This window comes from Salinicoccus carnicancri Crm (genome assembly GCF_000330705.1).
Taxonomy (GTDB): domain Bacteria; phylum Bacillota; class Bacilli; order Staphylococcales; family Salinicoccaceae; genus Salinicoccus; species Salinicoccus carnicancri.
The window spans coordinates 204,374-227,047 of record NZ_ANAM01000001.1; the positions used below are offsets into that span (position 1 = coordinate 204,374).

General features: G+C 45.6%; 24 protein-coding genes and 2 riboswitches. Of the genes, 16 read left to right on the top strand and 8 right to left on the bottom strand.

Features of this window, described 5'->3' with window-relative positions:
* The gene (locus tag C792_RS0101030; RefSeq protein ID WP_026090167.1) at positions 1 to 1,095 is read right to left on the bottom strand and encodes a PLP-dependent transferase; all 1,095 of its coding nucleotides are present in this window, start codon (positions 1,093 to 1,095) and stop codon (positions 1 to 3) included.
* Between the two features lie 670 nt (positions 1,096 to 1,765).
* Here C792_RS0101030 and C792_RS0101035 point away from each other — a divergent pair.
* The 3 genes from C792_RS0101035 to C792_RS0101045 all read left to right on the top strand — a co-directional run bounded on the left by C792_RS0101035 (position 1,766) and on the right by C792_RS0101045 (position 4,444).
* Positions 1,766 to 2,557 (top strand): MerR family transcriptional regulator, encoded by a 792-nt coding sequence (locus C792_RS0101035; RefSeq protein WP_017547583.1) that lies wholly within the window; start codon positions 1,766 to 1,768, stop codon positions 2,555 to 2,557.
* Positions 2,558 to 2,896: 339 nt separating this feature from the next.
* Entirely contained in the window at positions 2,897 to 3,721 is an 825-nt protein-coding gene (locus C792_RS0101040) for an SDR family NAD(P)-dependent oxidoreductase (protein ID WP_017547584.1), read from the top strand.
* 81 nt (positions 3,722 to 3,802) lie between these two features.
* Positions 3,803 to 4,444, top strand: coding sequence for a hypothetical protein (locus tag C792_RS0101045; RefSeq protein WP_040608662.1), 642 nt, complete (start codon positions 3,803 to 3,805; stop codon positions 4,442 to 4,444).
* Between the two features lie 38 nt (positions 4,445 to 4,482).
* Here the strand turns inward: C792_RS0101045 and argF are convergent, their stop codons facing one another.
* Positions 4,483 to 5,481, bottom strand: coding sequence for an ornithine carbamoyltransferase (argF, locus tag C792_RS0101050; protein ID WP_026090168.1), 999 nt, complete (start codon positions 5,479 to 5,481; stop codon positions 4,483 to 4,485).
* Positions 5,482 to 5,723: 242 nt separating this feature from the next.
* Between argF and guaC the strand changes: the two genes are divergently transcribed.
* Entirely contained in the window at positions 5,724 to 6,707 is a 984-nt protein-coding gene (guaC, locus tag C792_RS0101055; protein WP_017547587.1) for a GMP reductase, read from the top strand.
* Between the two features lie 40 nt (positions 6,708 to 6,747).
* Here guaC and C792_RS0101060 read toward each other — a convergent pair whose 3' ends face one another.
* On the bottom strand, positions 6,748 to 7,611 hold the full coding sequence (locus tag C792_RS0101060) for a prephenate dehydrogenase (protein WP_017547588.1): 864 nt from the start codon (positions 7,609 to 7,611) through the stop codon (positions 6,748 to 6,750).
* A 412-nt stretch (positions 7,612 to 8,023) separates the two neighbouring features.
* Between C792_RS0101060 and aroF the strand changes: the two genes are divergently transcribed.
* Positions 8,024 to 9,061 (top strand): 3-deoxy-7-phosphoheptulonate synthase, encoded by a 1,038-nt coding sequence (gene aroF, locus C792_RS0101065; RefSeq protein WP_017547589.1) that lies wholly within the window; start codon positions 8,024 to 8,026, stop codon positions 9,059 to 9,061.
* 20 nt (positions 9,062 to 9,081) lie between these two features.
* On the top strand, positions 9,082 to 9,378 hold the full coding sequence (locus tag C792_RS0101070) for a chorismate mutase (protein ID WP_017547590.1): 297 nt from the start codon (positions 9,082 to 9,084) through the stop codon (positions 9,376 to 9,378).
* A 115-nt stretch (positions 9,379 to 9,493) separates the two neighbouring features.
* On the opposite strand, the gene C792_RS0101075 is transcribed toward C792_RS0101070, so the two are convergent.
* Together C792_RS0101075 and C792_RS0101080 are read right to left on the bottom strand one after the other, a co-directional pair.
* Positions 9,494 to 10,426, bottom strand: a complete 933-nt coding sequence (locus tag C792_RS0101075) for a homoserine O-succinyltransferase (RefSeq protein WP_017547591.1) — start codon at positions 10,424 to 10,426, stop codon at positions 9,494 to 9,496.
* The gene (locus C792_RS0101080; protein WP_017547592.1) at positions 10,427 to 11,704 is read right to left on the bottom strand and encodes an O-acetylhomoserine aminocarboxypropyltransferase/cysteine synthase family protein; all 1,278 of its coding nucleotides are present in this window, start codon (positions 11,702 to 11,704) and stop codon (positions 10,427 to 10,429) included.
* A gap of 72 nt (positions 11,705 to 11,776) precedes the next feature.
* A riboswitch (SAM riboswitch) is annotated at positions 11,777 to 11,873 on the bottom strand.
* A gap of 103 nt (positions 11,874 to 11,976) precedes the next feature.
* On the opposite strand from C792_RS0101080, the gene C792_RS0101085 reads away from it, so the two are divergent.
* The 3 genes from C792_RS0101085 to C792_RS0101095 all read left to right on the top strand — a co-directional run bounded on the left by C792_RS0101085 (position 11,977) and on the right by C792_RS0101095 (position 14,170).
* Positions 11,977 to 12,246: a hypothetical protein gene (locus C792_RS0101085; protein ID WP_017547593.1), complete on the top strand. Its 270-nt coding sequence runs from the start codon at positions 11,977 to 11,979 to the stop codon at positions 12,244 to 12,246.
* Entirely contained in the window at positions 12,243 to 12,983 is a 741-nt protein-coding gene (locus C792_RS0101090) for an alpha/beta hydrolase (RefSeq protein WP_017547594.1), read from the top strand. Before C792_RS0101085 ends, C792_RS0101090 begins: the two co-directional genes overlap by 4 nt.
* A gap of 110 nt (positions 12,984 to 13,093) precedes the next feature.
* Positions 13,094 to 14,170: a YkvI family membrane protein gene (locus C792_RS0101095; RefSeq protein ID WP_017547595.1), complete on the top strand. Its 1,077-nt coding sequence runs from the start codon at positions 13,094 to 13,096 to the stop codon at positions 14,168 to 14,170.
* Positions 14,171 to 14,195: 25 nt separating this feature from the next.
* Here C792_RS0101095 and C792_RS0101100 read toward each other — a convergent pair whose 3' ends face one another.
* On the bottom strand, positions 14,196 to 14,711 hold the full coding sequence (locus C792_RS0101100) for a cysteine hydrolase family protein (protein WP_017547596.1): 516 nt from the start codon (positions 14,709 to 14,711) through the stop codon (positions 14,196 to 14,198).
* 95 nt (positions 14,712 to 14,806) lie between these two features.
* Positions 14,807 to 14,904, top strand: a riboswitch (guanidine-I (ykkC/yxkD leader).
* Positions 14,905 to 14,951: 47 nt separating this feature from the next.
* Here C792_RS0101100 and C792_RS0101105 point away from each other — a divergent pair.
* Positions 14,952 to 15,287, top strand: coding sequence for a DMT family transporter (locus C792_RS0101105; protein WP_017547597.1), 336 nt, complete (start codon positions 14,952 to 14,954; stop codon positions 15,285 to 15,287).
* 2 nt (positions 15,288 to 15,289) lie between these two features.
* On the top strand, positions 15,290 to 15,604 hold the full coding sequence (locus C792_RS0101110; RefSeq protein ID WP_017547598.1) for a DMT family transporter: 315 nt from the start codon (positions 15,290 to 15,292) through the stop codon (positions 15,602 to 15,604).
* On the opposite strand, the gene C792_RS0101115 is transcribed toward C792_RS0101110, so the two are convergent.
* The gene (locus C792_RS0101115; RefSeq protein ID WP_017547599.1) at positions 15,599 to 16,495 is read right to left on the bottom strand and encodes a LysR family transcriptional regulator; all 897 of its coding nucleotides are present in this window, start codon (positions 16,493 to 16,495) and stop codon (positions 15,599 to 15,601) included. The two genes, C792_RS0101110 and C792_RS0101115, sit on opposite strands and share 6 nt — an antisense overlap.
* Before the next feature lie 101 nt (positions 16,496 to 16,596).
* Between C792_RS0101115 and C792_RS0101120 the strand changes: the two genes are divergently transcribed.
* The 4 genes from C792_RS0101120 to C792_RS15140 all read left to right on the top strand — a co-directional run bounded on the left by C792_RS0101120 (position 16,597) and on the right by C792_RS15140 (position 20,840).
* Entirely contained in the window at positions 16,597 to 17,592 is a 996-nt protein-coding gene (locus tag C792_RS0101120; protein ID WP_017547600.1) for a YeiH family protein, read from the top strand.
* A 202-nt stretch (positions 17,593 to 17,794) separates the two neighbouring features.
* A complete protein-coding gene (locus C792_RS0101125) occupies positions 17,795 to 19,105 on the top strand; it encodes a Na+/H+ antiporter family protein (RefSeq protein WP_017547601.1) in 1,311 nt (436 codons plus the stop codon).
* Between the two features lie 68 nt (positions 19,106 to 19,173).
* Complete coding sequence (locus C792_RS0101130; RefSeq protein WP_017547602.1) at positions 19,174 to 20,544, top strand: MATE family efflux transporter; 1,371 nt, start codon at positions 19,174 to 19,176, stop codon at positions 20,542 to 20,544.
* A 35-nt stretch (positions 20,545 to 20,579) separates the two neighbouring features.
* A complete protein-coding gene (locus C792_RS15140) occupies positions 20,580 to 20,840 on the top strand; it encodes a hypothetical protein (RefSeq protein WP_017547603.1) in 261 nt (86 codons plus the stop codon).
* Here C792_RS15140 and C792_RS0101140 read toward each other — a convergent pair.
* Entirely contained in the window at positions 20,818 to 22,176 is a 1,359-nt protein-coding gene (locus C792_RS0101140) for an aldehyde dehydrogenase (protein WP_017547604.1), read from the bottom strand. The two genes, C792_RS15140 and C792_RS0101140, sit on opposite strands and share 23 nt — an antisense overlap.
* A gap of 211 nt (positions 22,177 to 22,387) precedes the next feature.
* Here C792_RS0101140 and C792_RS0101145 point away from each other — a divergent pair, with 211 nt between their 5' ends.
* Positions 22,388 to 22,567 (top strand): hypothetical protein, encoded by a 180-nt coding sequence (locus tag C792_RS0101145; RefSeq protein WP_017547605.1) that lies wholly within the window; start codon positions 22,388 to 22,390, stop codon positions 22,565 to 22,567.
* The last annotated feature ends 107 nt before the right edge of the window (positions 22,568 to 22,674 follow it).

The window sequence follows — 22,674 nt, forward strand, 5'->3', positions numbered from 1 at the left end:
CTATCCCCTTTTCGATTTATTTATTGCCTGTATCAGATCGGCTTTGATATCTCCCACATTTTCAACGCCTGTTGAAACCCTCAGCAACTGCTCATCAATGCCTCTTTTGACCTTCTCCTCATCAGGCATATCAGCATGAGTCTGTGTGAACGGAAAAGTGATGAATGTTTCTGTGCCGCCCAGACTTTCTGCAAATGTACAGACGTTGATATGTTCAAGCACCCTGGCCGCACTGTATGCCTCATTAAGACGCAGGCTCAGCATACCTGTTTGGCCCGAATATAACACTTTGTCTACTGTTTGATCTGCAGTAAAGTACTCGGCAAGAATTTTGGCATTCTCTGTTGCACGTTCCATGCGGAGATGAAGTGTTTTCATCCCTCTCAACAGCAGATAACTGTCAAAAGGCGATAATGTTGCCCCTGTCATATTGTGGTGTGCTGCAAGCGTTTCTGCGAGTTGTGCATTCTTTACTGTAACGACGCCAGCAAGTACATCGTTATGGCCGCCGATATACTTGGTTGCAGAGTGGAGTACGATATCCGCCCCATCCCTGAGAGGTGTATAGTAATATGGCGTCAGAAAAGTGTTATCCAGTATCGTCAATATGCCCCGGTTGTATGCCAGTTCATATAACGGTTTAAGAGGAACTTCTATCATCGACGGATTTGTCAAGGGTTCGATGAAGAATGCCTTTGTATTTCTATTAATCTCCTCTTCAATTGCAGGAAGATCGGCAAAATCCACATATTTGAATTTCACGCCATACTGGGATTCATAAAAATCAAAAATCCTGAAAGTACCACCGTATAAGTCAAAACTGACCAATACTTCATCACCGGGCCGGAAAAGACCGCACACAAGCTGAATCGCAGCCATACCGCTGGATGTAGCAAATGAAGCAATTCCTTCCTCAAGTTCTGCAAATGCCTCCTCGAAATGCGAACGTGTCGGGTTACCGGTCCTGGTATAGTCATAGCCTGTGGATGCCCCGACACTTCTGTGTTCGTATGCTGTAGCAGTGTAAATTGGATTGGTGGTTGCCCCTGTGGGGTCAGTGTTAAGCCCTATTTGTGCCAATTTCGTTTCCATTATCACGACCTCCTTTATATAAAAAGCCTTCGACATCCCTACTGCTTTCAAACAGGATCAGGAGGACGAAAGCCCATCGCGGTACCACCTCATATTCACTGGAACATCACTGTTCCAGCCTCACACAGTATCAATCAGTACTGTACCGCTGTATTGGGCGGACCCGCGGCATAATCAGCTGCAGCTCAGGGACCATGTTCATTTCCGCGACAATGCTGCATTTCAGCCTTAGGCAGCTCTCTGTGAATTGTCCCGGCAACTACTCATCCCATCTATGCCGTTTAAGTTTATATTTAAACTGTAAGTTTAGATTAATATACAAATTAAAATAGATAAAGTCAATGGTATTATCTGATAAATTCAAATTATCCGAAACGAAAGAATATAATGCCATGCGCACAATGAAAAACGGCAAAAATCATTTTTTTCGGCAACATATCCAATGCTTAACAAACATTACAAAAGCAACTGTAAAATATTTTTTTGAAACCTTTTATATCGTCCTTAAAAACCTTCATAAAGGGTTTGTATCGAAATAAGCAACGCCGGTCGCACTATCATAACAACATCATTATAAACTGAGTTATATTATGATTTTAATAAAAGGTGGAAAAGACTGCTTATAAAAGTTATAATATTAAATAACGATAAAATAATGGGAGACTGGTTACATATGAGAGAAACTAATCACGCAGTATATTACACAACAGCTCAAGTAAAAGATATGGTGGAACTTTCCGATCAGAATGTTCGTAAATATGTAAGAATGCTCGAAGAGAGAAAATATGAAGTCGCAAAAGATGAACATAACAGACGCCTTTTTTCACAGGAAGATATCGCTGTGCTGAAAGAATTCATAAAGCTTGCAAAACAGCCCGGCTATACACTGGAGACAGCAGCCGATGAAATCATTGAGAAAGTACCGCATATTGTTTATGAGAAAGGGGAAAATGCGCCTGCGAGCGTTACTAATAACGATATAAACAGAATGATCGGTGCTGTGATGGACAAACTCGAAACAATGCAGCAGGAAAACCGTGAACTGAAGCATAATGTAAATCATCTTGTTGAAAGGCTCGAAGCCTACAGTAAATATAACGAACCTTTATCCCTTGAATATCGCAGCAGTTCTGATGGAGAACAGTTCCCGGACTGGGAAGACGCAGAGGTTTCAACGGAACTGGGTGAGAGCCGTTCCATGGGGGAAATGCCGGAGGAAAAAAATCCTGTACAGGAGGAAGCTGAGGAGGTTGCTCAGGAAGAAACTGAAAGTGAAGATATTCCGGATGAAGCACCGGATATGGCTGCAGATTCCAAAAATTCAAATATTGATATGAGCAGCTATGCCAATGACGAGGGACAAAACAATAGAGAGAACAACGATCGTGAAGAAGGTACAGCTGCCGGAAAAGAAGAAGAGAAAGGCGGATACTTCAGTAAGTTATTCAGCATCTTCAAGAAATAGAAGGTGAATGGGATTGGTCATGCAATTTCAATGATGGAAGCAGGTCATAAGATGGATAAGAATTAGCTTCAGAGAGGAACGGCGATATTAATCACACTGGCGATCGTGCTCTGACGATACAGATCCGATCGATATCCCAGGCAGATGGGTGGTAATATAAGCAACGCCCAACGTTATGATCGGCAACGCCTTTTACACAGTAGTCAAATCAGATGTAAAGGACATATGACGTTACAGAATCAGTATTTAAAAAGCATTGTCCGGCAGAGCATGATTATTGGCGAACGTCCTTTTGTTAAAAGAGGGCGTTTTAATTTTCAACGGGGAGGAGAACTGGAAATGAAAAAGGTAATCTGGATAACCGGTGCCTCGAGTGGTTTTGGCATGGCAACTGCACTGCAACTTCTGAGGAATACGGAACATAAAATTTGTGTCAGTGCCAGAAGGCATGAATTGTTGGATATCCTTGTCGAAGAAGGGGGATATGCCTTTCCATTGGATGTAACGGACAGTGTTGAGGTGCACTCGGTCAGACGAAAGATAGAAGATGAGGTGGGGGAGATAGACGCTGTGCTCGTCAATGCAGGTTACGGGGTGTATGGCCCTGTGGAGGCAGTTCCAAAGGAAGCCGCCCTCCGGCAGTTTGAAGTCAATGTTTTCGGTGCGTTGGAGACCATTCGTGCTGTACTGCCCGGCATGAGAAAGAATAAGGGAGGACGCATCGTCATTACGAGTTCAACGGCTGCTCATGTATCGAGTGCGGGGATGGGGTACTATGCTGCAACAAAGCACAGCATCAAAGCTTTGGGTATTGCATTGCGACAGGAAGTGAAGTCATTCGGCATAGATGTCGTAATGATCGAGCCGGGGGTGGTGGATACACCTTTCGGCAATGTAGCCCTTGACAAAAACTATATCAATACAAAGGATGGGGCGTATGCCCCCCTGATGAAAGAAGTGAAGCAGTACATGCTTAGTGCATTACAGCGGGCACCGGGGCCTGAAGAGACACGGGATGTCATGGTCAGGGCGCTTGTCGGGGAAAAGGTCAAGCCCATATACAGGACGACGAAAGGGTCACTCGGTCTGACAGCTCTGAGCAGGCTGCTTCCTGCCGCGGCTTACGACTTTATAATACAAGAAGGTATGAAGCGGTTGAAATAGGTGTGTGCATACTGCTTTATTTCAGAGCGGGATAATGTCATCATGTATGAGACGTCATCACTTTCGGATAGGACGGATATAATGCTTGAATCATTTACAATAGGATCCTTTGAAATTCCATCTATGTATGTCGCTCTGGCAGCGGCGTTCCTGATCTCCTATATGATGATATGGAATTCGGAAGAAAAGAAACATCTGTTCAGTCATTGGCTGAATGCAGCAATCATCCTTTTTCTGATATATAAATTCTCCTATATCATCTTCAATTGGAATGCATTCATTGGGGAGCCTTTAAGTGTATTTTATTATAACGGTGGCCAGCCGGGACTGCTGATGGGGATGATTGTCATGTTCATCTATATGGCATACCGTTCCAACAGCCTGTTCTATGCAGAGTCATACAGCATTTTCAGTGTTGCATTCATAACGTTATATGGAGTGTTTGAACTCAGGCTGATCACGCAGCCGCCGTATATCATCATGGCTGTCGCATCGCTTGCGGCCCTGATTGCAATCTACTTTACCTGGAACAGGTTCAGGGCAATACTGATGGTGTTCATAACGCTTTTCATCGCGCAGATGGTCATCCGCTTCTTCATTTTCAACGGAGAGAGCATACTGGCATTGACACTTATGCAGTGGTGGATTCTCGGCAGCATCTTCTATGTACTGCTTACAACGGAAAAAGGCATGAGGGATGAAAATGGACCGCAGCTCCCATAAGGGACACGGTCCATTTTTGTATTCTTATGGAAGTTATTCTAATAAACCTCTCCACATGTTACGGCCATCAAAGCTTTGATTGTATGCATACGGTTTTCCGCCTGTTCAAAGACTTTGGAGTATCCGGCTCTGAATACTTCGTCAGTAACTTCAAAACCACTTTCCCCGAATTTCTCATATACCATCTTCCCGATGTCGGTTTCAGTGTTATGGATGGCCGGGAGACAGTGCAGAAAAATAGTATCTGATTTACCGGTCATATCAATCATGTCCTGGTTGACCTGATACGTGTTCAGAAGTCTATATCTTTCATCCAGCTGTTCCTCTTCACCCATTGAACACCAGACATCGGTATAGATTACATCGCTGCCTATGATGCCCGCTTCGACATTCGCGGTGATCAGTGATTTACTGCCGGAGATTTGCTGAAGCTCTTTTGCCAGATTTTGAACGGAAATTTCGGGCTGCAGGGAATCGGGCGCCACAATATTGATATCCACACCGAGTATCGCTCCGGTAACGAGCAGGGAATGTGCTACGTTATTTCTGCCGTCGCCCACAAATGTGACAGTTTTACCCTGGTAAGTACCAAGATGCTCCTTGATTGTCAGGAAATCAGCGAGCATCTGTGTCGGATGCCAGTCATTGGTCAGTGCATTCCAGACAGGGATGCCGGAATGTTCTCCAAGCGCTTCGACCGTCTGCTGTTCAAAGCCTCTGAAGGCAATGCCGTCGAACATGGAACCCAGTACTTTTGCCGTATCCTCTACGGACTCCTTGGCTCCAAGCTGTAAGTCATTCTTATTAAGGTATTCAACAGTGGCCCCGAGCTTTCCGGCAGCTACAGTGAAAGCGGATCTGGTCCTCGTGGACTGTTTTTCAAAAATAAGTGCAATTTGCTTCCCGCTCATGAATCGCTGCGGGATACCGTGCTTCTCTTTAGTTTTAAGATGTTCCGCGAAGTCGATAAGCGTCTCAAGCTCTTCTTTATCAAAGTCATATTCCTTTAAAAAGTTTCTGCTTTGAAAGTTAACCAGTTTTAATTGTTTTGCCGCCCCAAGAAATCATCTCCTAAAAAAGTAATTAAAAATTATTATACAATAAAAACACTGAAAATCAAATAAATATTTAAAATATTGCATAAAAATTATATTAAAAACTGGGAATAATTATATATATGCTATGGATTGACTTTATCCTGGAAATGACCTAAAATACCGAATGGCGAACAAATATTAATGATTATAGCCATAATATTCGTATTAAAGGGGTAAAAACCATGGATAATGTATTTGATTATGAAGATATTCAGCTGATTCCTAATAAGTGTATCGTAAACAGCCGTTCGGAATGTGATACATCCATAACGCTTGGAAACCATACTTTCAAACTTCCTGTCGTGCCGGCAAATATGCAGACCATCATTGATGAAAAGATTGCCCTGACCCTGGCTGAAAAAGGCTATTTCTATATAATGCACCGTTTCCAGCCGGAGGATCGCATCAATTTTATAAATGATATGCACTCCAAAAATCTGATAGCCTCAATCAGTGTAGGCGTCAAAGAAGAGGAGTATGCATTTATCGATCAGCTTCAATCGGAAGGACTCGTCCCTGAGTATATGACAATAGATATCGCACACGGCCATTCGAATGCTGTAATCAGGATGATCGAATACATCAAAGAACACATACCGGAAACATTCCTCATTGCCGGAAATGTCGGCACACCTGAAGCGGTACGTGAGCTGGAACATGCAGGTGCGGATGCGACAAAAGTAGGCATTGGACCGGGCAAAGTGTGTATTACCAAGGTCAAAACCGGTTTTGGCACGGGTGGATGGCAACTTGCTGCCCTGCGCTGGTGTGCAAAGGCTGCCACAAAACCGATCATTGCCGACGGGGGCATAAGGACACATGGGGATATCGCCAAGTCGGTCCGCTTCGGTGCTTCGATGGTCATGATAGGCTCTCTGTTTGCAGGCCATGAGGAATCGCCGGGAGAGACTGTTGAAAGGGATGGCAGGAAATACAAAGAATATTTCGGTTCAGCATCTGAATTCCAAAAAGGCGAGAAGAAAAACGTCGAAGGGAAAAAGATGTTCGTGGATTATAAAGGGCCCCTCAAAGATACACTGGTTGAAATGCAGCAGGATCTGCAGTCATCGATTTCCTATGCAGGGGGAAACACCCTTGAGGCGATCCGTACGGTGGATTATGTAATGGTTAAAAACTCCATTTTCAATGGGGATAAAGTCTATTGATATGAAGAAACGGGGACTGGCTTTAGCCAATCCCCGTTTCTTATGTCCAGTCTGATTCATCCAGGTTATGAAGGTCATGATAGCGGTGCCGTGATTCTATCATCATTTCCTGCATCGTCTCCACATCTTCGTTTTCAATGGCTTTTGTCAGCTGGTCGAGCTGCTCTTTGAAGCCGTCGATATGATTGAGAAGATGGTCTTTATTCATGATGAAGAGCTCTGGCCATAATTTCTCATTGATGTTGGTGATGCGTGTAAGATCCCTGTAGCTGTCCCCGGTATACGCTTTCGTATCCCGGTTCGTATCATCACTGTTGATGAGGGATACTGCGATGACATGCGCCAGCTGGCTGGTAAAGCCGATAACTTCATCGTGAAAGTCCGGCGTAATGGATGTCACATTCCTAAAACCGATTTCCCTGACGAATGAAGATAGCATTTCAATGTTTTCCGGTTTGTTCCCGGGCGTGGGTGTGAACAGGTAGTTCGCGCCCCGGAATACTTCACCGCTTGCGAATGAAAGACCTCTGTTCTCCCGGCCTGCCATGGGATGTCCAAAGACAAAATCGGCATTATCAGACAGTAGTGGTTCGATTTCTTCAATGATGGAGCGCTTGACTCCCGTTACATCCGTCAGTATGACATTTTCCTTGAAATAGGGAGCATATTCGGCGACCAGGGATTTCAGGATCATGGGATAGACTGAAAAAATGACCAGGTCGGCATGCGGGATGATTGATTCGGGCGTTTCATAGCCTTTTTTGATCAACCCGCTGTCTTCAGCATTCCTGAGCGATTCAGCATCGATATCAATGGCATATACTTCATGTTCAGGTGCATTCGATTTTATGGCAAGGGCGAATGAGCCCCCGATGTTTCCGAGTCCTGCAATTACTATTTTCATGAATGAACCTCCACTTCCAATGTATTAGATTAGTATAAACGTAAACAAATTTATGCGCAATGCAATATTTCTGACAATTCTGCATTGACAAAGCAATATGGCTGCTATATAATTGCTCTCAACACATCTCAAAAGAGGCGATTATATATGTTACTCACTAAACAACAACAGCATAATCGATTTTACTTTAGCTATTTTTGATACCGTTTGTACCCATCACATTGAGTACAAACGTAAAACGAACCTTTATGTTTGTATCAAGTGATGGCTAAAGCATTTTGTGATGTCTAGCCATTTATCCTAAATAAGTGGCTAGAGTACCTGTATATTATTTTATAAACTCCACCGCCACTTATTTAAGATATAAGTGGCGGTTTTATTATTATCAAAATTTAATGGGAGGTTTTATTTTATGATTATTCACGTAAAGCAGGGCGCACGGGAACAAGAGATTCAGGAGTTGACGGCAAATATTGAGGAGGCAGGTTTCGAGGTCCATCGTTCAGACGGTAAGAACCGTACCATCATCGGGCTGATCGGCGATACTTCGAAAATTACAGAAAACGACATGAAGAGATTCCAGATAGTAGAGGATGCACACCGTATTTCGGCACCGTACAAAAAGGCGAATCGCCATTTTCATGAAGACGACAGCATAATCGATATAGATGGTGTGAAAGTAGGGGCTGAGAATTTCATGGTATGTGCTGGCCCATGTTCAGTAGAGAATGAAGAAGATACGGTGGCTCTCGCAAAACGCCTGAAAGCTGCCGGAGCGAATACATTAAGAGGCGGTGCATTCAAACCGAGGACATCCCCTTATGCTTTCCAGGGACTTGGAGTTGAAGGCCTGCGCATTCTTCAGACTGCCAAGCAGGAAACAGGTCTGCCGGTAGTATCTGAGTTGATGTCAACGGAGTACCTCGATGATTTTGTCGAAATGGTGGATGTCATCCAGATCGGTGCACGCAATATGCAGAATTTCGACCTGCTGAAGGCAATAGGTAAGACGGATAAACCGGTCCTGTTGAAGCGCGGCATGTCAGCAACGATGAAAGAGTGGCTGATGTCCGCCGAGTACGTCATGGCGGGCGGAAATGAAAATGTCATCTTCTGTGAGCGCGGAATCCGTACATTTGAAACGGCAACAAGAAACACGCTCGATTTGCAGACAGTGCCGGTAATCCAGAAAGAATCCCACCTTCCCATAGTGATAGATCCATCCCATGCTGCGGGAATCAGACACATCATCCCTTCCATGGCGAAGGCAGCAGTGATGTCCGGTGCGAATGGCCTGCAGATAGAAGTGCACCAGGATCCTGAAAATGCATGGAGTGACGGCCAGCAGTGCCTGACACCTGATGAGTTCGATGAACTGATGACAACCATCAACATGCTTCTTGAAATCGAGAAAAAGAAGACCGGTATGGAAGCGATCGTTCAGAAATAGGAATTGAAGGAGGGATGCCAATGGAATCGCATGACAAACTCAGGACCAGGATTGATGACATCGACCGGGAACTTGTGGAGCTGTTTGAGGCCAGAATGCGTGTATCTTCGGAGATAGCGGAGTATAAACAGAAGAATGATATTCCAATCTTCGATGAAGCAAGGGAAGAGGAAGTCGTTGAGAAGAATGTGGGAAGACTGACAGACAAAACTCTGGAACGGCATGCAGATTCATTTTTCAGACATCTGATGGCACTCTCCAGGAAAAGACAGCATGAAAATCACAAAAATTACAAATCTCCCATTAACAATATATAGTGAGGAAGCCGGGCCGAGCCCGGCTTTTTAATATACAAAAACACCTTCGGACGGGTACATGGACATTGTACAGCAACGAAGGTGTTGTCATATCGGGGTATCTTTTTTCATTCTATCATGGCCAGTGTTTCTGCTTTACCATATTCTCAAGGTCGTAATACGTATTCTGGTATGTTTCATTTATCCAATTGTTGAACAGTATATGGCCATGGCTTTTCCAGTTGAATACGGGATGGCGGGAGGATTCATCCCCAGGGAAATAATTGTGGGGGAGGTCTATATGCTGACCGTCTGATATATCACGTTCGTATTCCTGTTTCAAAGTATCTCGTTCATATTCGAGATGGCCGAATATGAACAGATCCCTTCTCTCCTTTGATGCAGTGATGTCCGGTCCGAATTCGGGGTGTTCAGTAAGGACGTCGAGGTCCGGTGTATTTCTGAGAGCATTCCAATCCACCGTTGTATGCCGTGATTGCGGAACGCTGTATATATCATCAAATCCCCGGAGCAGAGGATGATCCGGATAAATATTGCTGTATTCAAAAATACCGAACAGCTTGGCGGGGAGTTCCTGTTTGCCAATGCCGAAATAGTGGTTTAGTGCAAACTGTGCACCCCAGCATATGAAGAAGCGGGAATATACATGGGTCTGTGCCCAGTTGATGATATCTTTTAATTCATCGATATAATCCACTTGTTCGTATTCCAGTTTTTCAACCGGCGCACCGGTGACGATCATACCGTCGAATTTCTGATTCCTGATTTCATCAAAGGAATTATAATATTTCTGAAGATGACTTGTCGGTGTGTTGCGGCTCCGGTGGGTGGACATATACAGGAATTCGACATCAATCTGCAGAGGAGTATTTCCCAGGAGACGGAGGAGGTGCAGTTCGGTCTCCTCCTTTTTGGGCATAAGGTTCAATATGAGCATCCGGAGCGGACGGATGTCCTGGGTGTGCGCTCTAGACGCCCCAATGGTATAGACATCTTCTTTTTTGAGGAGCTCCCTTACAGGCAACCCCTCGATTACTTTAATAGGCATTTATATCGCATCCAGACCTTTTCTTAGATCATCCAGAATGTCGTCGATGTGTTCCAAACCGACGGAAAGGCGCACTGTTTCAGGTTTTACTCCACCTTTTTGCTGCTCATCTTCCGTCAGCTGTGAGTGCGTCGTTGAAGCGGGGTGGATAACAAGTGATTTAGCATCCCCTACATTGGCAAGCATGGAGAAGAGCTCCAGTGATTCTATGAATTTTATGCCTGCATCATACCCGCCGCTGACACCGAATGTGAAAACTGCTCCGGCTCCTTTGGGAAGGTATTCCTTTTGCAGTTCATGGTACGGGCTGGATTGAAGTCCTGCATAATCGACCCATTCCACTTTTGCATGCTGCTCGAGGAATTCGGCCACCTTCTGTGAATTTTCAACATGGCGTTCCATGCGCAGTGAGAGTGTTTCAATGCCCTGGGTCAGAAGGAAGGCATTGAATGGTGAAAGGGCGGCCCCTGTGTCACGGAGCAGAGTGGTCCTGATCTTGTAAGCAAGCGCCGCAGGACCAAATGCTTCTGTAAACACGAGACCATGATATGAAGGGTCCGGTTCCGTGAGTCCCGGAAACTTGCCGTTAGACCAGTCAAAGTTGCCGCCATCAACGATGACACCGCCGATGGAAGTTCCGTGGCCACCGAGGAATTTGGTGGCAGAGTGTACAACAACATGTGCGCCGTGCTCAATAGGCCGGCAGAGATAAGGGGTGGCGAAAGTATTGTCTACGATAAGGATGATGCCGTTATCATCTGCAATTTTGGCGAGTGCTTTGATGTCTTCTACGTTACCTTCAGGATTTCCGATGGTCTCGACGAATATCGCTTTAGTATTCTCCTTTATTTCACGTGAAACATTCTCCGGGTCTTTAGTGTCTGTGAGTGTGGTTTCTACGCCGAATTTTCTGAGTGTGTGTGTAAACAATGTGTGGGTGCCGCCGTACAGGCTGGATGTTGAAATGACATGGTCCCCGGCTATTGCAACAGCCTGCACGGCATAGGTGATTGCAGCCATACCCGATGCAACACCTACCCCTGCAACGCCGCCTTCAAGTTCTGCAACGCGTACTTCAAGTGCATTTGTTGTCGGGTTCATAAGCCTTGTATATATATTTCCTGCATCTTTCAAACCGAACAGATCGGCTGCATGTTTGGTATCATCAAAAGTGTAGGATGTCGTCTGATAGATTGGAAGGGCACGTGAATTTGTAGCGGGGTCCACTTCCTGGCCGGAATGCAGTTGCTTGGTTTCAAAACGGAAATCTTCAGTCATCATTAACGCCTCCATATAATTTTAAATAATAAAAAAGAGCCTTCCTTTTTAAAGATAAGGAGACTCCCGTGTCACTCATCTTTCAGGAAAAAACCTGCTGGAGTTAGCACCTTACTGAAAAGGTTGCCGGGTTTCTCAGGGCCAGTCCCTCCACCGCTCTTGATAAGTAATTATTTAATTGAATATCATCTTACTAACTTCTTTCAGATTTGTCAAACACTTTTAAACATTAAGACAAATGAGTTTTGTGTAAGTTTACAGAGGGAGACGATATGGAAAATCTGGATTTTATAATCATTCTGCTCATGTTACTCGTAATAGTCCTGTTTATATTCAGCCGGGGAGTGCTGGCAAACATCAGGAAGTCTTCAACAAGAAAAGATCGTCTCGGTGAAATGATCAGGAAGGTTTGGGAGTATGACAGGCAAGGTAAAGGAAAGTATGAAACAATTGAGAAATTGATGCAGGATTTCAATCTCGGAAAGCGGGAAGCGGCATACCTGCTTGATAGAGCGATGAAAGAGAAGGAGGAAAACAGATGAAAATAACACAGCCTGACCCGGTATACCTGGAGGAGGGGGATAAAGCAGTCATTCTACTGCATTCCTTTACCGGTACTACAAGAGACATGAAAGAGCTTGGGGAATACCTGAATACGAACGGTTACGCAGTGTCCATACCGATATTTGAAGGTCATGGCATGGGGCCGGATGCCCTTGTTGAATCAAGCCCTTCCGAATGGTGGGATAACGTTGTCGAAAGTTATGAAAAGCTGAAGGATGAAGGGTATGAAAGAATTTTCATCGCCGGTGTATCGCTCGGCGGTATATTGTCCCTGAAGGCGGCCTACTCACTGGACGATATAAATGGTGCTGTTGTGATGTCTGTACCGCAGGGCAAGGATATCGAAGACCTCAATAAGAGGGTGGTATCCTATACAGAAAATTTCATGGAATTCGTCGGCAGAAATGATGCAGAGATCGATGCGCGACTGAAGGAACTGGAAAGGGAACCCATGGCATCCCTGCCGGAATTTGAATCACTGATTGAGGAAGTGCACAGCAGGCTTGGCGAAATCACAGTGCCACTGGCAGTGAAATATGGCGGTAAGGATGCTCCATTGTATGAAGAGAGTGCAGATCATATATACGAAAATACTGGTTCAGAGGCGAAGGATATGAAAGTATATCCGAATACCGGTCATCTTATGACGAAAGGGAAGGATAAAAAACTGCTGTTTAAAGATATACTGCATTTCCTGGATTCCATAGAAGCATAGCACTGCTGCAGGCAGTGCTATTTTTTAGTTTGATATTTGTAAAGTTTAGTAAAGAAGTGTACCATTAAATTATTATTTAAAAAATTCTAATTTCATACGGAGTGGTTATTTTGGCGAATGTTAAGGATGTCCTTAAAATAGGTTTTGCCTACACCGGTGTTGTGGTCGGGGCAGGCTTTTCCACCGGACAGGAGATTCTCCAATTCTTTACGAATAATGGTTATATCAGTATTATTGCTGTTCTTTTATCAGGATTCCTCATACTGTTCACGGGAAAATGGACGGCTGACGTAGGTTACGACCTCGAAGCCGAATCCCATGTGGATTCAATCATGAACACATTCGGCCCTTTCTTCGGCCGTCTCATAGATTACATACTGGCGTTTTTCCTTTACGGAGTGGCGGTCATAATGATTGCCGGAGCCGGATCTACCTTTTATGAAAGTTTCGGCACGCCTCCATGGCTGGGCTCACTCATACTTGTTATTGCTGTATATATCACATTGAATTTGAATTTCAATAAAATTGTAATCGCTTTAGGTGTTGTCACACCGTATCTTCTGGTGGTCGTCATCATCATCGCGCTGGTCACATATTTCAACTCTCCGATGCCTTTATCCGAAGCGGACCGGTTTGCAAAACCGGAGCTTACCGTCGACGGTGCCTGGTGGTGGGATGCAATCACCTACAGCGGATTCACCATCGCGGTTGCCTTCAGCTTCCTGACGATGATGGGCGCTGACTCCAAATCGCGCAAGGTGGCCGGCTATGGCGGTATCGCAGGCAGCATCATAATCCTTGTACTGATGCTTATGATCAATCTGGGGATACTGTCACGGCTTGACGCTGTAAATGACGTCGAGCTGCCTATGCTTCTGCTGGGTGGCGAAATACATCCTGCACTCGGCATTCTGCTGGGCATAGCGATGCTGCTTGTCATCTATAATACAGCTGTTGGGATGCTGTACCCATTCCTGATCAGGTTTCTTGCCCCCAAAAGCAGAGGTTACAGCATCCTCCTGCCCGTGTCGCTTGTTCTTGGGTATATTCTGAGCTTTGCCGGCTTTGCGGATCTGGTGGGGACAGTCTATCCGGTCATGGGATATGTTGGACTTCTGCTGGGCGCCGGATTGTTCGTCAAATGGATTGCCCTTCTCGGCAATAAAAAGAACAGAACCAGAGTCTGATCCGGGCACACCTTCCGGGTGTGACTCATTTTATGGTTATGTGCATGTTGGAAAGTATTTCAAGGGTCATATCATGGAGATACGAATTCGAGCTGGCGACAAGTCCTTTATCGATAGTGATATCTGCATGAGGAAATATATTCTGTATGACCATGATATTGGCGAGTATGCAAATATTTGTTTCGACCCCGACAAATTCAATGATGTGATTGGCTTCCACTTCCTCAATATATGTTTCCTGTATTTTCTTTGATTCCTCCGGCGGGATTCCGTAGAAGGTCTTTACGTATTCATCTCCGTATTTATCGAGAAGGGCAGAAAAGTCGGAATGGATTTCCTCATCAAACCGTATGCTCCCTGTTGTCCTGTTGCCATGCTCGAATTCGGGATAGAGATTCTTAGTGTAGATTATGGATTCATTCTCAGCAATCGCCTTTTGTATGCGTTCAGTTATCCCGGACTTTATCCGGGTCGTCCACTCACTGTAGCTTGAGCCGGATTCGTCAAATGTGTCATTCTGCAAATCTATGGCAATAAGCATCTATATATCACTCCTGTTTATATGCGTTCTTAATATAAGGTACCCGTTATCTTGTATTTCTAAAGAAAATATATTAAGATGAAACTAAGTGAATACCAAATGTCCCCTAGGGTTCCGCTGCTTCTGCAGGCCAGGTCCGAGAGGGGGCTCATGGCATGCTGCCATGTCACGGAGGGAAAAAAGCCCGGGAGAGAATTATATTCTCATCCCGGGCTTTTTATATTATTATGGAGGGTCTTTATGAATATGCAATGGATAAAAGTCGTCACTGCAAGCATCTTCGAAGTCGGCTGGGTCATCGGCCTGACCCATGCAGGCAGCTGGTATGAATGGGTTTTCACACTTGTCGCAATATACGCCAGTTTCTATCTGATGATCGACGCCGGGAAATACCTGCCGGTTGGTACAGTCTATGCAGTGTTCGTCGGTCTTGGGGCATTCGGCACAGTATTGTCTGAAATTATATTGTTCGGCGAGCCGTTCAGACCGCTGAAGATAATATTGATAGCGTTGATTCTTGCGGGTGTAATCGGACTTAAGATGGTCACGGATGACAACGAAAGTGAGGTACAGTAATCATGGCATGGTTCTCATTGGTCATTGCAGGATTGTTTGAGGTCACCGGTGTATTATCGATCAATAAACTTCACAGGGATAAAAATATTTCTTCGCTGCTGATATTGCTCACAAGCTTCGGTCTGTCTTTCCTGTTCCTTGCCTATGCGCTCCAGACATTGCCGATGGGGACTGCCTACGCAGTCTGGACAGGTATCGGTGCATCCGGCGGGGCGCTTCTGGGCATGTTCTTCTATGATGAATCCAGGGATTGGAAGCGGGTTGCATTCATCCTGCTCATCATTTTCGCAGTCGTCGGGCTGAAATTGATTTCATGATTTGAAATGATGGGTTTCTATGCTGTCCTCATTGAACATATCAACCAGCGTGCGCGTACTTTTGGAATGGAATTTGACATCCGGAGTAAGCAGATGAAAATAACGGGAGAGCTCCGTGCTTTCCCGGTTTATGATCTTGAGAGAACCTGTTTTCAGCTCTTCTCCGATGGTGTGGTGTGAAAGCAGGGTAAGGCCGAGGCCGTTCGTCACGGAACTTTTTACAGCCTGGGTACTGCTCAGGGTGATGGTTTTTGGGCTGATGCCGAGTGAGGTGAACAGCTGATCCTGATAGCTTCTTGTGCCGGAACCATCTTCCCTGACAATCCAGGTGGCCGCCCCGAGTGCTTTATCATCAAGGGAGTCCGGCATGTCACAGTTGCCTATGATATACATCCGGTCCCTGATAAGCCGGGTGATGTTGAGGTTTTTATCGGTCTCACGCTCTTCATCTTCTATGATACCGATATCCAGATCGTGCGAATTGACCATCCTGATGATTGACGATGAGTTGCTTATCGATACTTCAGGTTTGATTCGCGGATATTTTCCAATCAGCTGTGCAATGATTTTGGGAAGGATGTATTCGCCGTATGTATAACTGGCGCCGATGTGTACAGGGCCCCTGGACTCATTCTGCAGGTCCTGTATAAGATGCTGCATCCTTTCATCGATGCCGATCATCTCTTTGGCATAATGGTAATAGATTTCTCCGGCAGGATTCAATCTGACCATTTTCCCTGATCTGTCGATGAGCGTGACGCCGAATTCCTCTTCCAGTTTCCTGATATATTTTGAGACGGCAGGCTGGGTCATATGCAGCGATTCTGCGGCAAGGGTGAAACTTTTCTTATCGACGACCGTCACGAATACTTTAAGTGTCTGGTTTATCATCTGCATGCCCCTTTCATAACTTAACGGTTATAGATGTCATTATTATATACTATTTAACTTATCTTTCATATGGCGCTATCATGAATTATGGAGGTGCTATTATGATGAGAACTGTTAAATCAAAAGGTTTCATAGCGGGTGTATCATTCACACTGATGATTGCCGTATTCGGAATCCTGCTTGCCGAACTGCCTGTTTTCGAGTACATCGGACCTTTGGCAACCGCAATAATACTTGCATTTCTGTACCGTCAGATCTTTGGATATCCGTATAAAATTGCATCCGGAGTGCAATTTTCTTCAAAAATCCTGCTTCGGGCGGCCATCATACTATATGGTCTCAAGCTGAATATAGATGTCATACTTTCAGAGGGGCTGACGCTGCTTGCCCAGTCTGTCATCGTCATCATCTTCTCAATTGTAATGTCATTCATTCTGGCGAAGATGATGAGGGCAGACATGAATATCTCCATGCTGCTGGGGATCGGTACAGGGGTTTGCGGTGCGGCGGCAATAGCCGCTGTCGCCCCGATACTCAAATCCAAGGATGAGGATACAGCAATCAGCATCGGCATCATAGCACTGATGGGAACGCTTTTTTCAATCGCCTACATTTTCCTGAGACCCTACCTCCCGTTGGCAGCGGAAGATTACGGTTCTTGGGCAGGTCTCAGTCTGCATGAGCTTGCCCATGTTGCCCTCGCAGCAGAACCTGCCGGGACCGACGCATTAGCCATCGCATTGCTTGCAAAGTTATCGAGGGTATTTCTGCTGATTCCACTGTGTTTCGTACTGATTTTCGTCATGAGAAAAAGGGAGGGGGAAGAGAGTGTCAAAAAACTCCCATTCCCTTATTTCCTCATCGGTTTTGTGCTGATGAGCATTTTGAACAGCTATGTACTGGGGGGCTACATCACAATCCCCGAAAAGGTCATGGAGAGCATTTCAGGCATAACCTCGCTGCTGCTTGCCATGGCAATGACCGCTCTCGGGCTGAACATCGATCTGAAGGATACGGTACACCGTGCCTCAAAACCTTTTGCAGTGATACTGGCTGTATCTGTCATGCTGTCAATATTTGTTTTCGTGATGATATAAAAAATCCGCTCCCGGTTTTGGGGAGCGGCCTTTGATACTGTCACTTATCTAAGGTACTGTTCAACATTTTCATTGTTTGTCATGATAAGGAACACTTTGCCTTTATCCATTGCATATTCATATTTTTTGAGATTGACAAATGGCCCCTGAATAATTAGTATTACAATATTATGCTTGAATTAAAATGGAAGGTGGAAACATCATGAATGCAGTATTAATCGCTGTTCTGGTCATGATTGTCCTGAGTCTGCTCAGGCTGAATGTAGTGCTTGCCCTGTTCATCGGTGCGCTCGCAGGAGGGCTCACGGCGGGTATGCCGGTTGCGGATGTCATCACTACATTCACCGGGGGCATTGTCGGTGGTGCTGAAATTGCGCTGAGCTATGCACTCCTCGGTGGATTTGCAGCACTGATTGCATACAGTGGCATCACTGAAGTACTGGTCGATTTCATCATCGGTGCTTTGAATAAAGACCGGTCGAAAAAAGCGAGGATTATCGCCAAGGTCTCCATCATTGCCGCACTGCTCACAGTTGCGGTGATGAGCCAGAATCTGATTCCGGTACACATTGCCTTTATACCCATCCTCATACCTCCGATACTCAGTCTGATGAATGAACTGGAAATCGACAGGCGTCTGATTGCCATCGTTCTGACATTCGGACTGACATTTCCGTATGTCTTACTGCCGGTCGGTTTCGGTCAGATATTCCAAAATACGATAGTGACGAGTTTTGATACAGTCGGGGTAGACATTGCATTCGGTGATGTCGCCCCGAACCTGATCCTTCCCGCCAGCGGCTTTGTTATCGGTCTCGTCATTGCTCTGTTTTATTATAGGAAGAAAAGGAATTATGAAACGATTCAGCTTGCCACGCACCAGAAAAGGGAAGTCAGTACCGCAACAGTCATTACGGCAGTGTTGTCCATACTGGCAACATTCACCGTCCAGATTATGACGGATTCAATGATATTCGGGGCGCTCGCCGGAATCATGATATTCTTCCTGTCGTTCAGGTTTAAGTGGAAAAGTCTGGATGCCGAACTGATAAACGGCATACAGATGATGGCATATATAGGCATAGTAATGCTTGCAGCCAACGGTTTTGCCACAGTCATTACTGAAACGGGACATGTCATGTCACTGGTGGAAGGGATAGCGGAAGCCCTGGCCGGCCAGAAAATAATGATTGTCATTTCCATGCTGCTGGTCGGACTGGTAGTAACGATGGGAATCGGTTCATCTTTTGCGACGATACCGATCATTGCAAGTATATTCGTTCCCATGGGCATAGAGCTGGAACTTTCTATTCCGGCAATCATTGCAATCATCGGTACGGCAGGAGCTCTCGGGGATGCAGGTTCCCCGGCATCCGATTCCACCCTTGGCCCGACAGCCGGTCTCGATGCGGATGGACAACATGATCATATTTGGGACACATGTGTCCCAACCTTCATATTTTTGAATATTCCTGTACTGGTGACTGGTTTCATAGCAGGGATTGTCCTATGATCGGACATACAGATCCATTACCGCGGTAATGGATCTATTAGTGAAAAATACCGGAACGGAGCAGAAAAATGTATCATACAGATTCAAAAAGGGAAATGTACGCCATTCTTATGCGTATACTATGGCCCATACTCATCACCCAGATACTCCTTTATTCCATGAATATGATCGATACGATGATGTCCGGCCGTGCAAGTGTCGAAGACCTTGCAGGAGTTGCCATAGGGTCCAGTTTCTGGGCGCCGGTTTCCACAGGCATCAACGGCATACTGCTTGCGGTGACAGCAATCGTTGCAAATCTGATGGGGGCGGATGAGAAAGAGAAGGTGCACAATACTGTAACGCAGGCGATGTATATTGCAGTGGCCATTGCAGTGATCGTACTGCTCTCGGGATTGTTCTTCCTTGATGACCTGCTCAGGATGATGGATCTTGCTGCGGACGTACATGATATCTCCTATCATTATCTCATTGGACTGTCCACCGGTATAATACCGTTATTCCTGTTCAGTGTGCTGCGGAATTTCATTGATGCGCAGGGGCTTACAAGAGTATCGCTATACGTTATTTCCATGTCTCTTCCGCTCAATGTCTTCTTCAATTATTCATTGATTTTCGGGAACTTCGGGTTCCCGGAACTCGGTGGTATCGGAGCGGGATATGCGACAGCCATCACATACTGGCTCATTTTTTTCATCGCCGTATTCATGACTTTCAAAGTTGAAATGCTTGCGGCATTTAAACTGTTCAGGAGGATGGCAGTGCCATCACCGGAAGTGATGATCCACCATCTGAAGATCGGCATCCCGATCGGTGTGCTTCTATTTGTGGAAACGAGCATTTTTTCACTGATGACACTTCTCATCGGCATCATGTTCACAACTGATATCATTGCCGCGAACCAGATTGTCCTCAACTTCACGACAATGCTTTTCATGCTGCCGCTGAGTATATCGATGGCAATGACCATCGTGATCGGTTTCAGTGCAGGAGGGGGCAGGTTCCATGATGCCAGGCGTTATAAAATGATGGGGCTCGCAACAAGCCTCGCCTTGATTTCTGCCTCTTCCCTGCTGCTGTACATCTTCAGGGAGCAGATTTCATATTTCTACACTGATGATCCGGCAGTGGTGGCCATTGCTTCACCGCTGTTTCTATTCGCCATCATCTACCAGGTGTCGGATGCTCTTCAGGCCCTGTTCCACGGTGTGCTCCGAGGATATAAGGATGTCATCATCCCGTCCGTTATTGCGGTCGTCTCATATTGGCCCGTCGGCCTCACCGCAGGATATCTCCTGGCGGCATACACAGCACTTGGGGTGTATGGTTTCTGGATTGGCATTTCACTCGGCCTGACATGTGCAGCTGCCGGATTTTTCATGCGGCTCTTTACCATTGAGAAAAGAAATATGTTTGGACAGGGGGAAAGCGCGCAATAGTAGAGTACTCTGTATCATATAGGAGGGATACTTGAATGGCTGAAATGAGTAACCCTTTATATAAGCATTACGATGGCAAGTTTGAAAAGCAGGAACAGCCATATCCGGGTGTGCAGAATAAAATGCATCCGGTGCCCGACTGCGGCGAGGAGTCATATGCTGTTCGCGTTGGACAGTGCGAGTTTCACGACAGGGCAGGTGTATGGTATTACAGGCGGGACACCGATCAATCAGTAACGAAAGAATCCTCCAACTTCTTGTTGGAGGATTCTTCTATCTCATCATCAACCGAATGAGCTTCCTGAAGATTTTTGCATCAGGATATCTGAAGGGTATATCAAACCGTGTGGTCTGCTTCAGTATGCTTTTATCATGGGTGAATGTGTCGAACGAATATTTGCCGTGATATTTTCCCATCCCGCTGTTACCGCGTCCGCCGAACGGCAGGTATGGTGTGGCCAGGTGGAACATGGCATCATTCACTGCACCGCCGCCGAACGGTACATCCTTGATGACGGTTTCGATTTCAGATTCATTTTCGCTGAAAATGTATAATGCAAGCGGATCCTGCATGTCACGCAGATCCAGCACTGCTTTATCCAGACTGCCGTAGGAAAGGACAGGCAGTACAGGACCGAAAATCTCTTCCTGCATTGACGGATGGTCGAATTCCACATTGTCAATTATCGCGGGTTCGATTCTACGGTTTACGGCATCTGTGCGGCCACCGTATACGATATCCCCTTGAATCAGCCGTTTGATCCTGTCGAAATGACTGCCGTTCACTATGCTCATATATCTGCCGTGCCGGAAATCCTCATTGTAGAATCTGTGAGTATAGTACTTCAAGTGCTCCAGCAGTGCATTTTTTATGGATTCTTCGGCATACACGAAGTCCGGTGCCACACAGGTCTGGCCGGCATTGGAAAATTTTGCCCAGGCAATCCGCTTGGCCGCAAGTTTCAAATCCGCATTCGCAGTGACGATCGCCGGCGATTTTCCACCGAGTTCAAGCGTGACGGGAATGAGGTTTTCTGCAGCATTTTTCATTACAATCTTACCAACATGGGTGCTGCCTGTGTAGAATATATAGTCAAAAGGCAGTTTGAGCAATGCCTGGTTGGTTTCTATGCCGCCTTCGGCAGCATATATATATTCGGAAGGAAAGATGCGTTCCATGATCCTGGTGATGACTTCTGCGACCATGGGCGTGTGTTCGGAAGGTTTCAGAACGGCAGTATTTCCTGCACTGATGGCACCAATCAGAGGTGAAATTGTCAGATTGAACGGATAGTTCCATGGTGCGATGATCAGGGTCACCCCGTAGGGTTCTTTATATATAGCCGATGTTGAGCCGATGTGGGTGATGGGAGTCTTCACTTTCGTTGTTCCAGCCCAGTCTTCCAGGTGCTTTACTGCGTGGTTGATTTCAGTGTAGACGATGCCAATTTCAGTCATGTATGTGTCGGGTTTCTGTTTGTTGAAATCAGCAAGCATAGCTTCGGCCAGTTCATTCTCATAGTATTTAATTCCGCGCTTCAGCTGTTTCAGGGCATCTATCCTGAACTTTACATCCTTTGATTTTCCTGATTGATAGAATTGCTTTTGTCTGGCATAGATTGATTCATACATCATTTACCACTCCTCACAGTAAACTGGTACCCATTTCTTCTGCTTTTAATGTTGTAAAATACCTTTGGTTTGCATGTGTTGCAAGTCACCGTTCCCGTCAGAGGGCAGAAAAACCTTCAATGCCGGGGTATAAGACAGGTTTAGTGAAAAAACATTGCAAATTTTCCGTTTCTCCATATAACTGAATTATGTATGTGAAGCGGGTGATGTGATGGAGACGGAATCCAGGATTACAGAGGGCAGGCTGACGGCGTATCAGATCAGTGAGGCACTGGGGATATGCATTGAGACGGCAAGCGATCTGTTGGAAGAAAAACTGAAAATCGATGATTTGGATCAGGAGGTAAGAGACAGGGCCAAAATGCTGGAACAGGCATTGTTCGGCCAGTAAAGTCCCGCTTTTCGAAAGGGGGACATGTGGTTTCTGATCTGGGTAGCAGTCCCTTGTTTTCGTTTTCATTGTCAATAATTCATCATGTGGTATAATTGAACTTGCTT

Excerpts from the sequence above, each read along its gene's own strand:
- C792_RS0101040 (WP_017547584.1), top strand. The coding sequence starts at position 2,897 with ATGAAAAAGGTAATCTGGATAACCGGTGCCTCGAGTGGTTTTGGCATG.
- C792_RS0101140 (WP_017547604.1), bottom strand. The coding sequence starts at position 22,176 with ATGTATGAATCAATCTATGCCAGACAAAAGCAATTCTATCAATCAGGA.
- guaC (WP_017547587.1), top strand. The coding sequence starts at position 5,724 with ATGGATAATGTATTTGATTATGAAGATATTCAGCTGATTCCTAATAAG.
- C792_RS0101105 (WP_017547597.1), top strand. The coding sequence starts at position 14,952 with ATGAATATGCAATGGATAAAAGTCGTCACTGCAAGCATCTTCGAAGTC.
- C792_RS0101120 (WP_017547600.1), top strand. The coding sequence starts at position 16,597 with ATGATGAGAACTGTTAAATCAAAAGGTTTCATAGCGGGTGTATCATTC.
- aroF (WP_017547589.1), top strand. The coding sequence starts at position 8,024 with ATGATTATTCACGTAAAGCAGGGCGCACGGGAACAAGAGATTCAGGAG.
- C792_RS0101035 (WP_017547583.1), top strand. The coding sequence starts at position 1,766 with ATGAGAGAAACTAATCACGCAGTATATTACACAACAGCTCAAGTAAAA.
- C792_RS0101110 (WP_017547598.1), top strand. The coding sequence starts at position 15,290 with ATGGCATGGTTCTCATTGGTCATTGCAGGATTGTTTGAGGTCACCGGT.
- C792_RS0101080 (WP_017547592.1), bottom strand. The coding sequence starts at position 11,704 with ATGACTGAAGATTTCCGTTTTGAAACCAAGCAACTGCATTCCGGCCAG.
- C792_RS0101145 (WP_017547605.1), top strand. The coding sequence starts at position 22,388 with ATGGAGACGGAATCCAGGATTACAGAGGGCAGGCTGACGGCGTATCAG.
- C792_RS15140 (WP_017547603.1), top strand. The coding sequence starts at position 20,580 with ATGGCTGAAATGAGTAACCCTTTATATAAGCATTACGATGGCAAGTTT.
- C792_RS0101070 (WP_017547590.1), top strand. The coding sequence starts at position 9,082 with ATGGAATCGCATGACAAACTCAGGACCAGGATTGATGACATCGACCGG.
- C792_RS0101100 (WP_017547596.1), bottom strand. The coding sequence starts at position 14,711 with ATGCTTATTGCCATAGATTTGCAGAATGACACATTTGACGAATCCGGC.
- C792_RS0101085 (WP_017547593.1), top strand. The coding sequence starts at position 11,977 with ATGGAAAATCTGGATTTTATAATCATTCTGCTCATGTTACTCGTAATA.
- C792_RS0101125 (WP_017547601.1), top strand. The coding sequence starts at position 17,795 with ATGAATGCAGTATTAATCGCTGTTCTGGTCATGATTGTCCTGAGTCTG.
- C792_RS0101060 (WP_017547588.1), bottom strand. The coding sequence starts at position 7,611 with ATGAAAATAGTAATTGCAGGACTCGGAAACATCGGGGGCTCATTCGCC.
- C792_RS0101115 (WP_017547599.1), bottom strand. The coding sequence starts at position 16,495 with ATGATAAACCAGACACTTAAAGTATTCGTGACGGTCGTCGATAAGAAA.
- C792_RS0101130 (WP_017547602.1), top strand. The coding sequence starts at position 19,174 with ATGTATCATACAGATTCAAAAAGGGAAATGTACGCCATTCTTATGCGT.
- C792_RS0101090 (WP_017547594.1), top strand. The coding sequence starts at position 12,243 with ATGAAAATAACACAGCCTGACCCGGTATACCTGGAGGAGGGGGATAAA.
- C792_RS0101045 (WP_040608662.1), top strand. The coding sequence starts at position 3,803 with ATGCTTGAATCATTTACAATAGGATCCTTTGAAATTCCATCTATGTAT.
- C792_RS0101075 (WP_017547591.1), bottom strand. The coding sequence starts at position 10,426 with ATGCCTATTAAAGTAATCGAGGGGTTGCCTGTAAGGGAGCTCCTCAAA.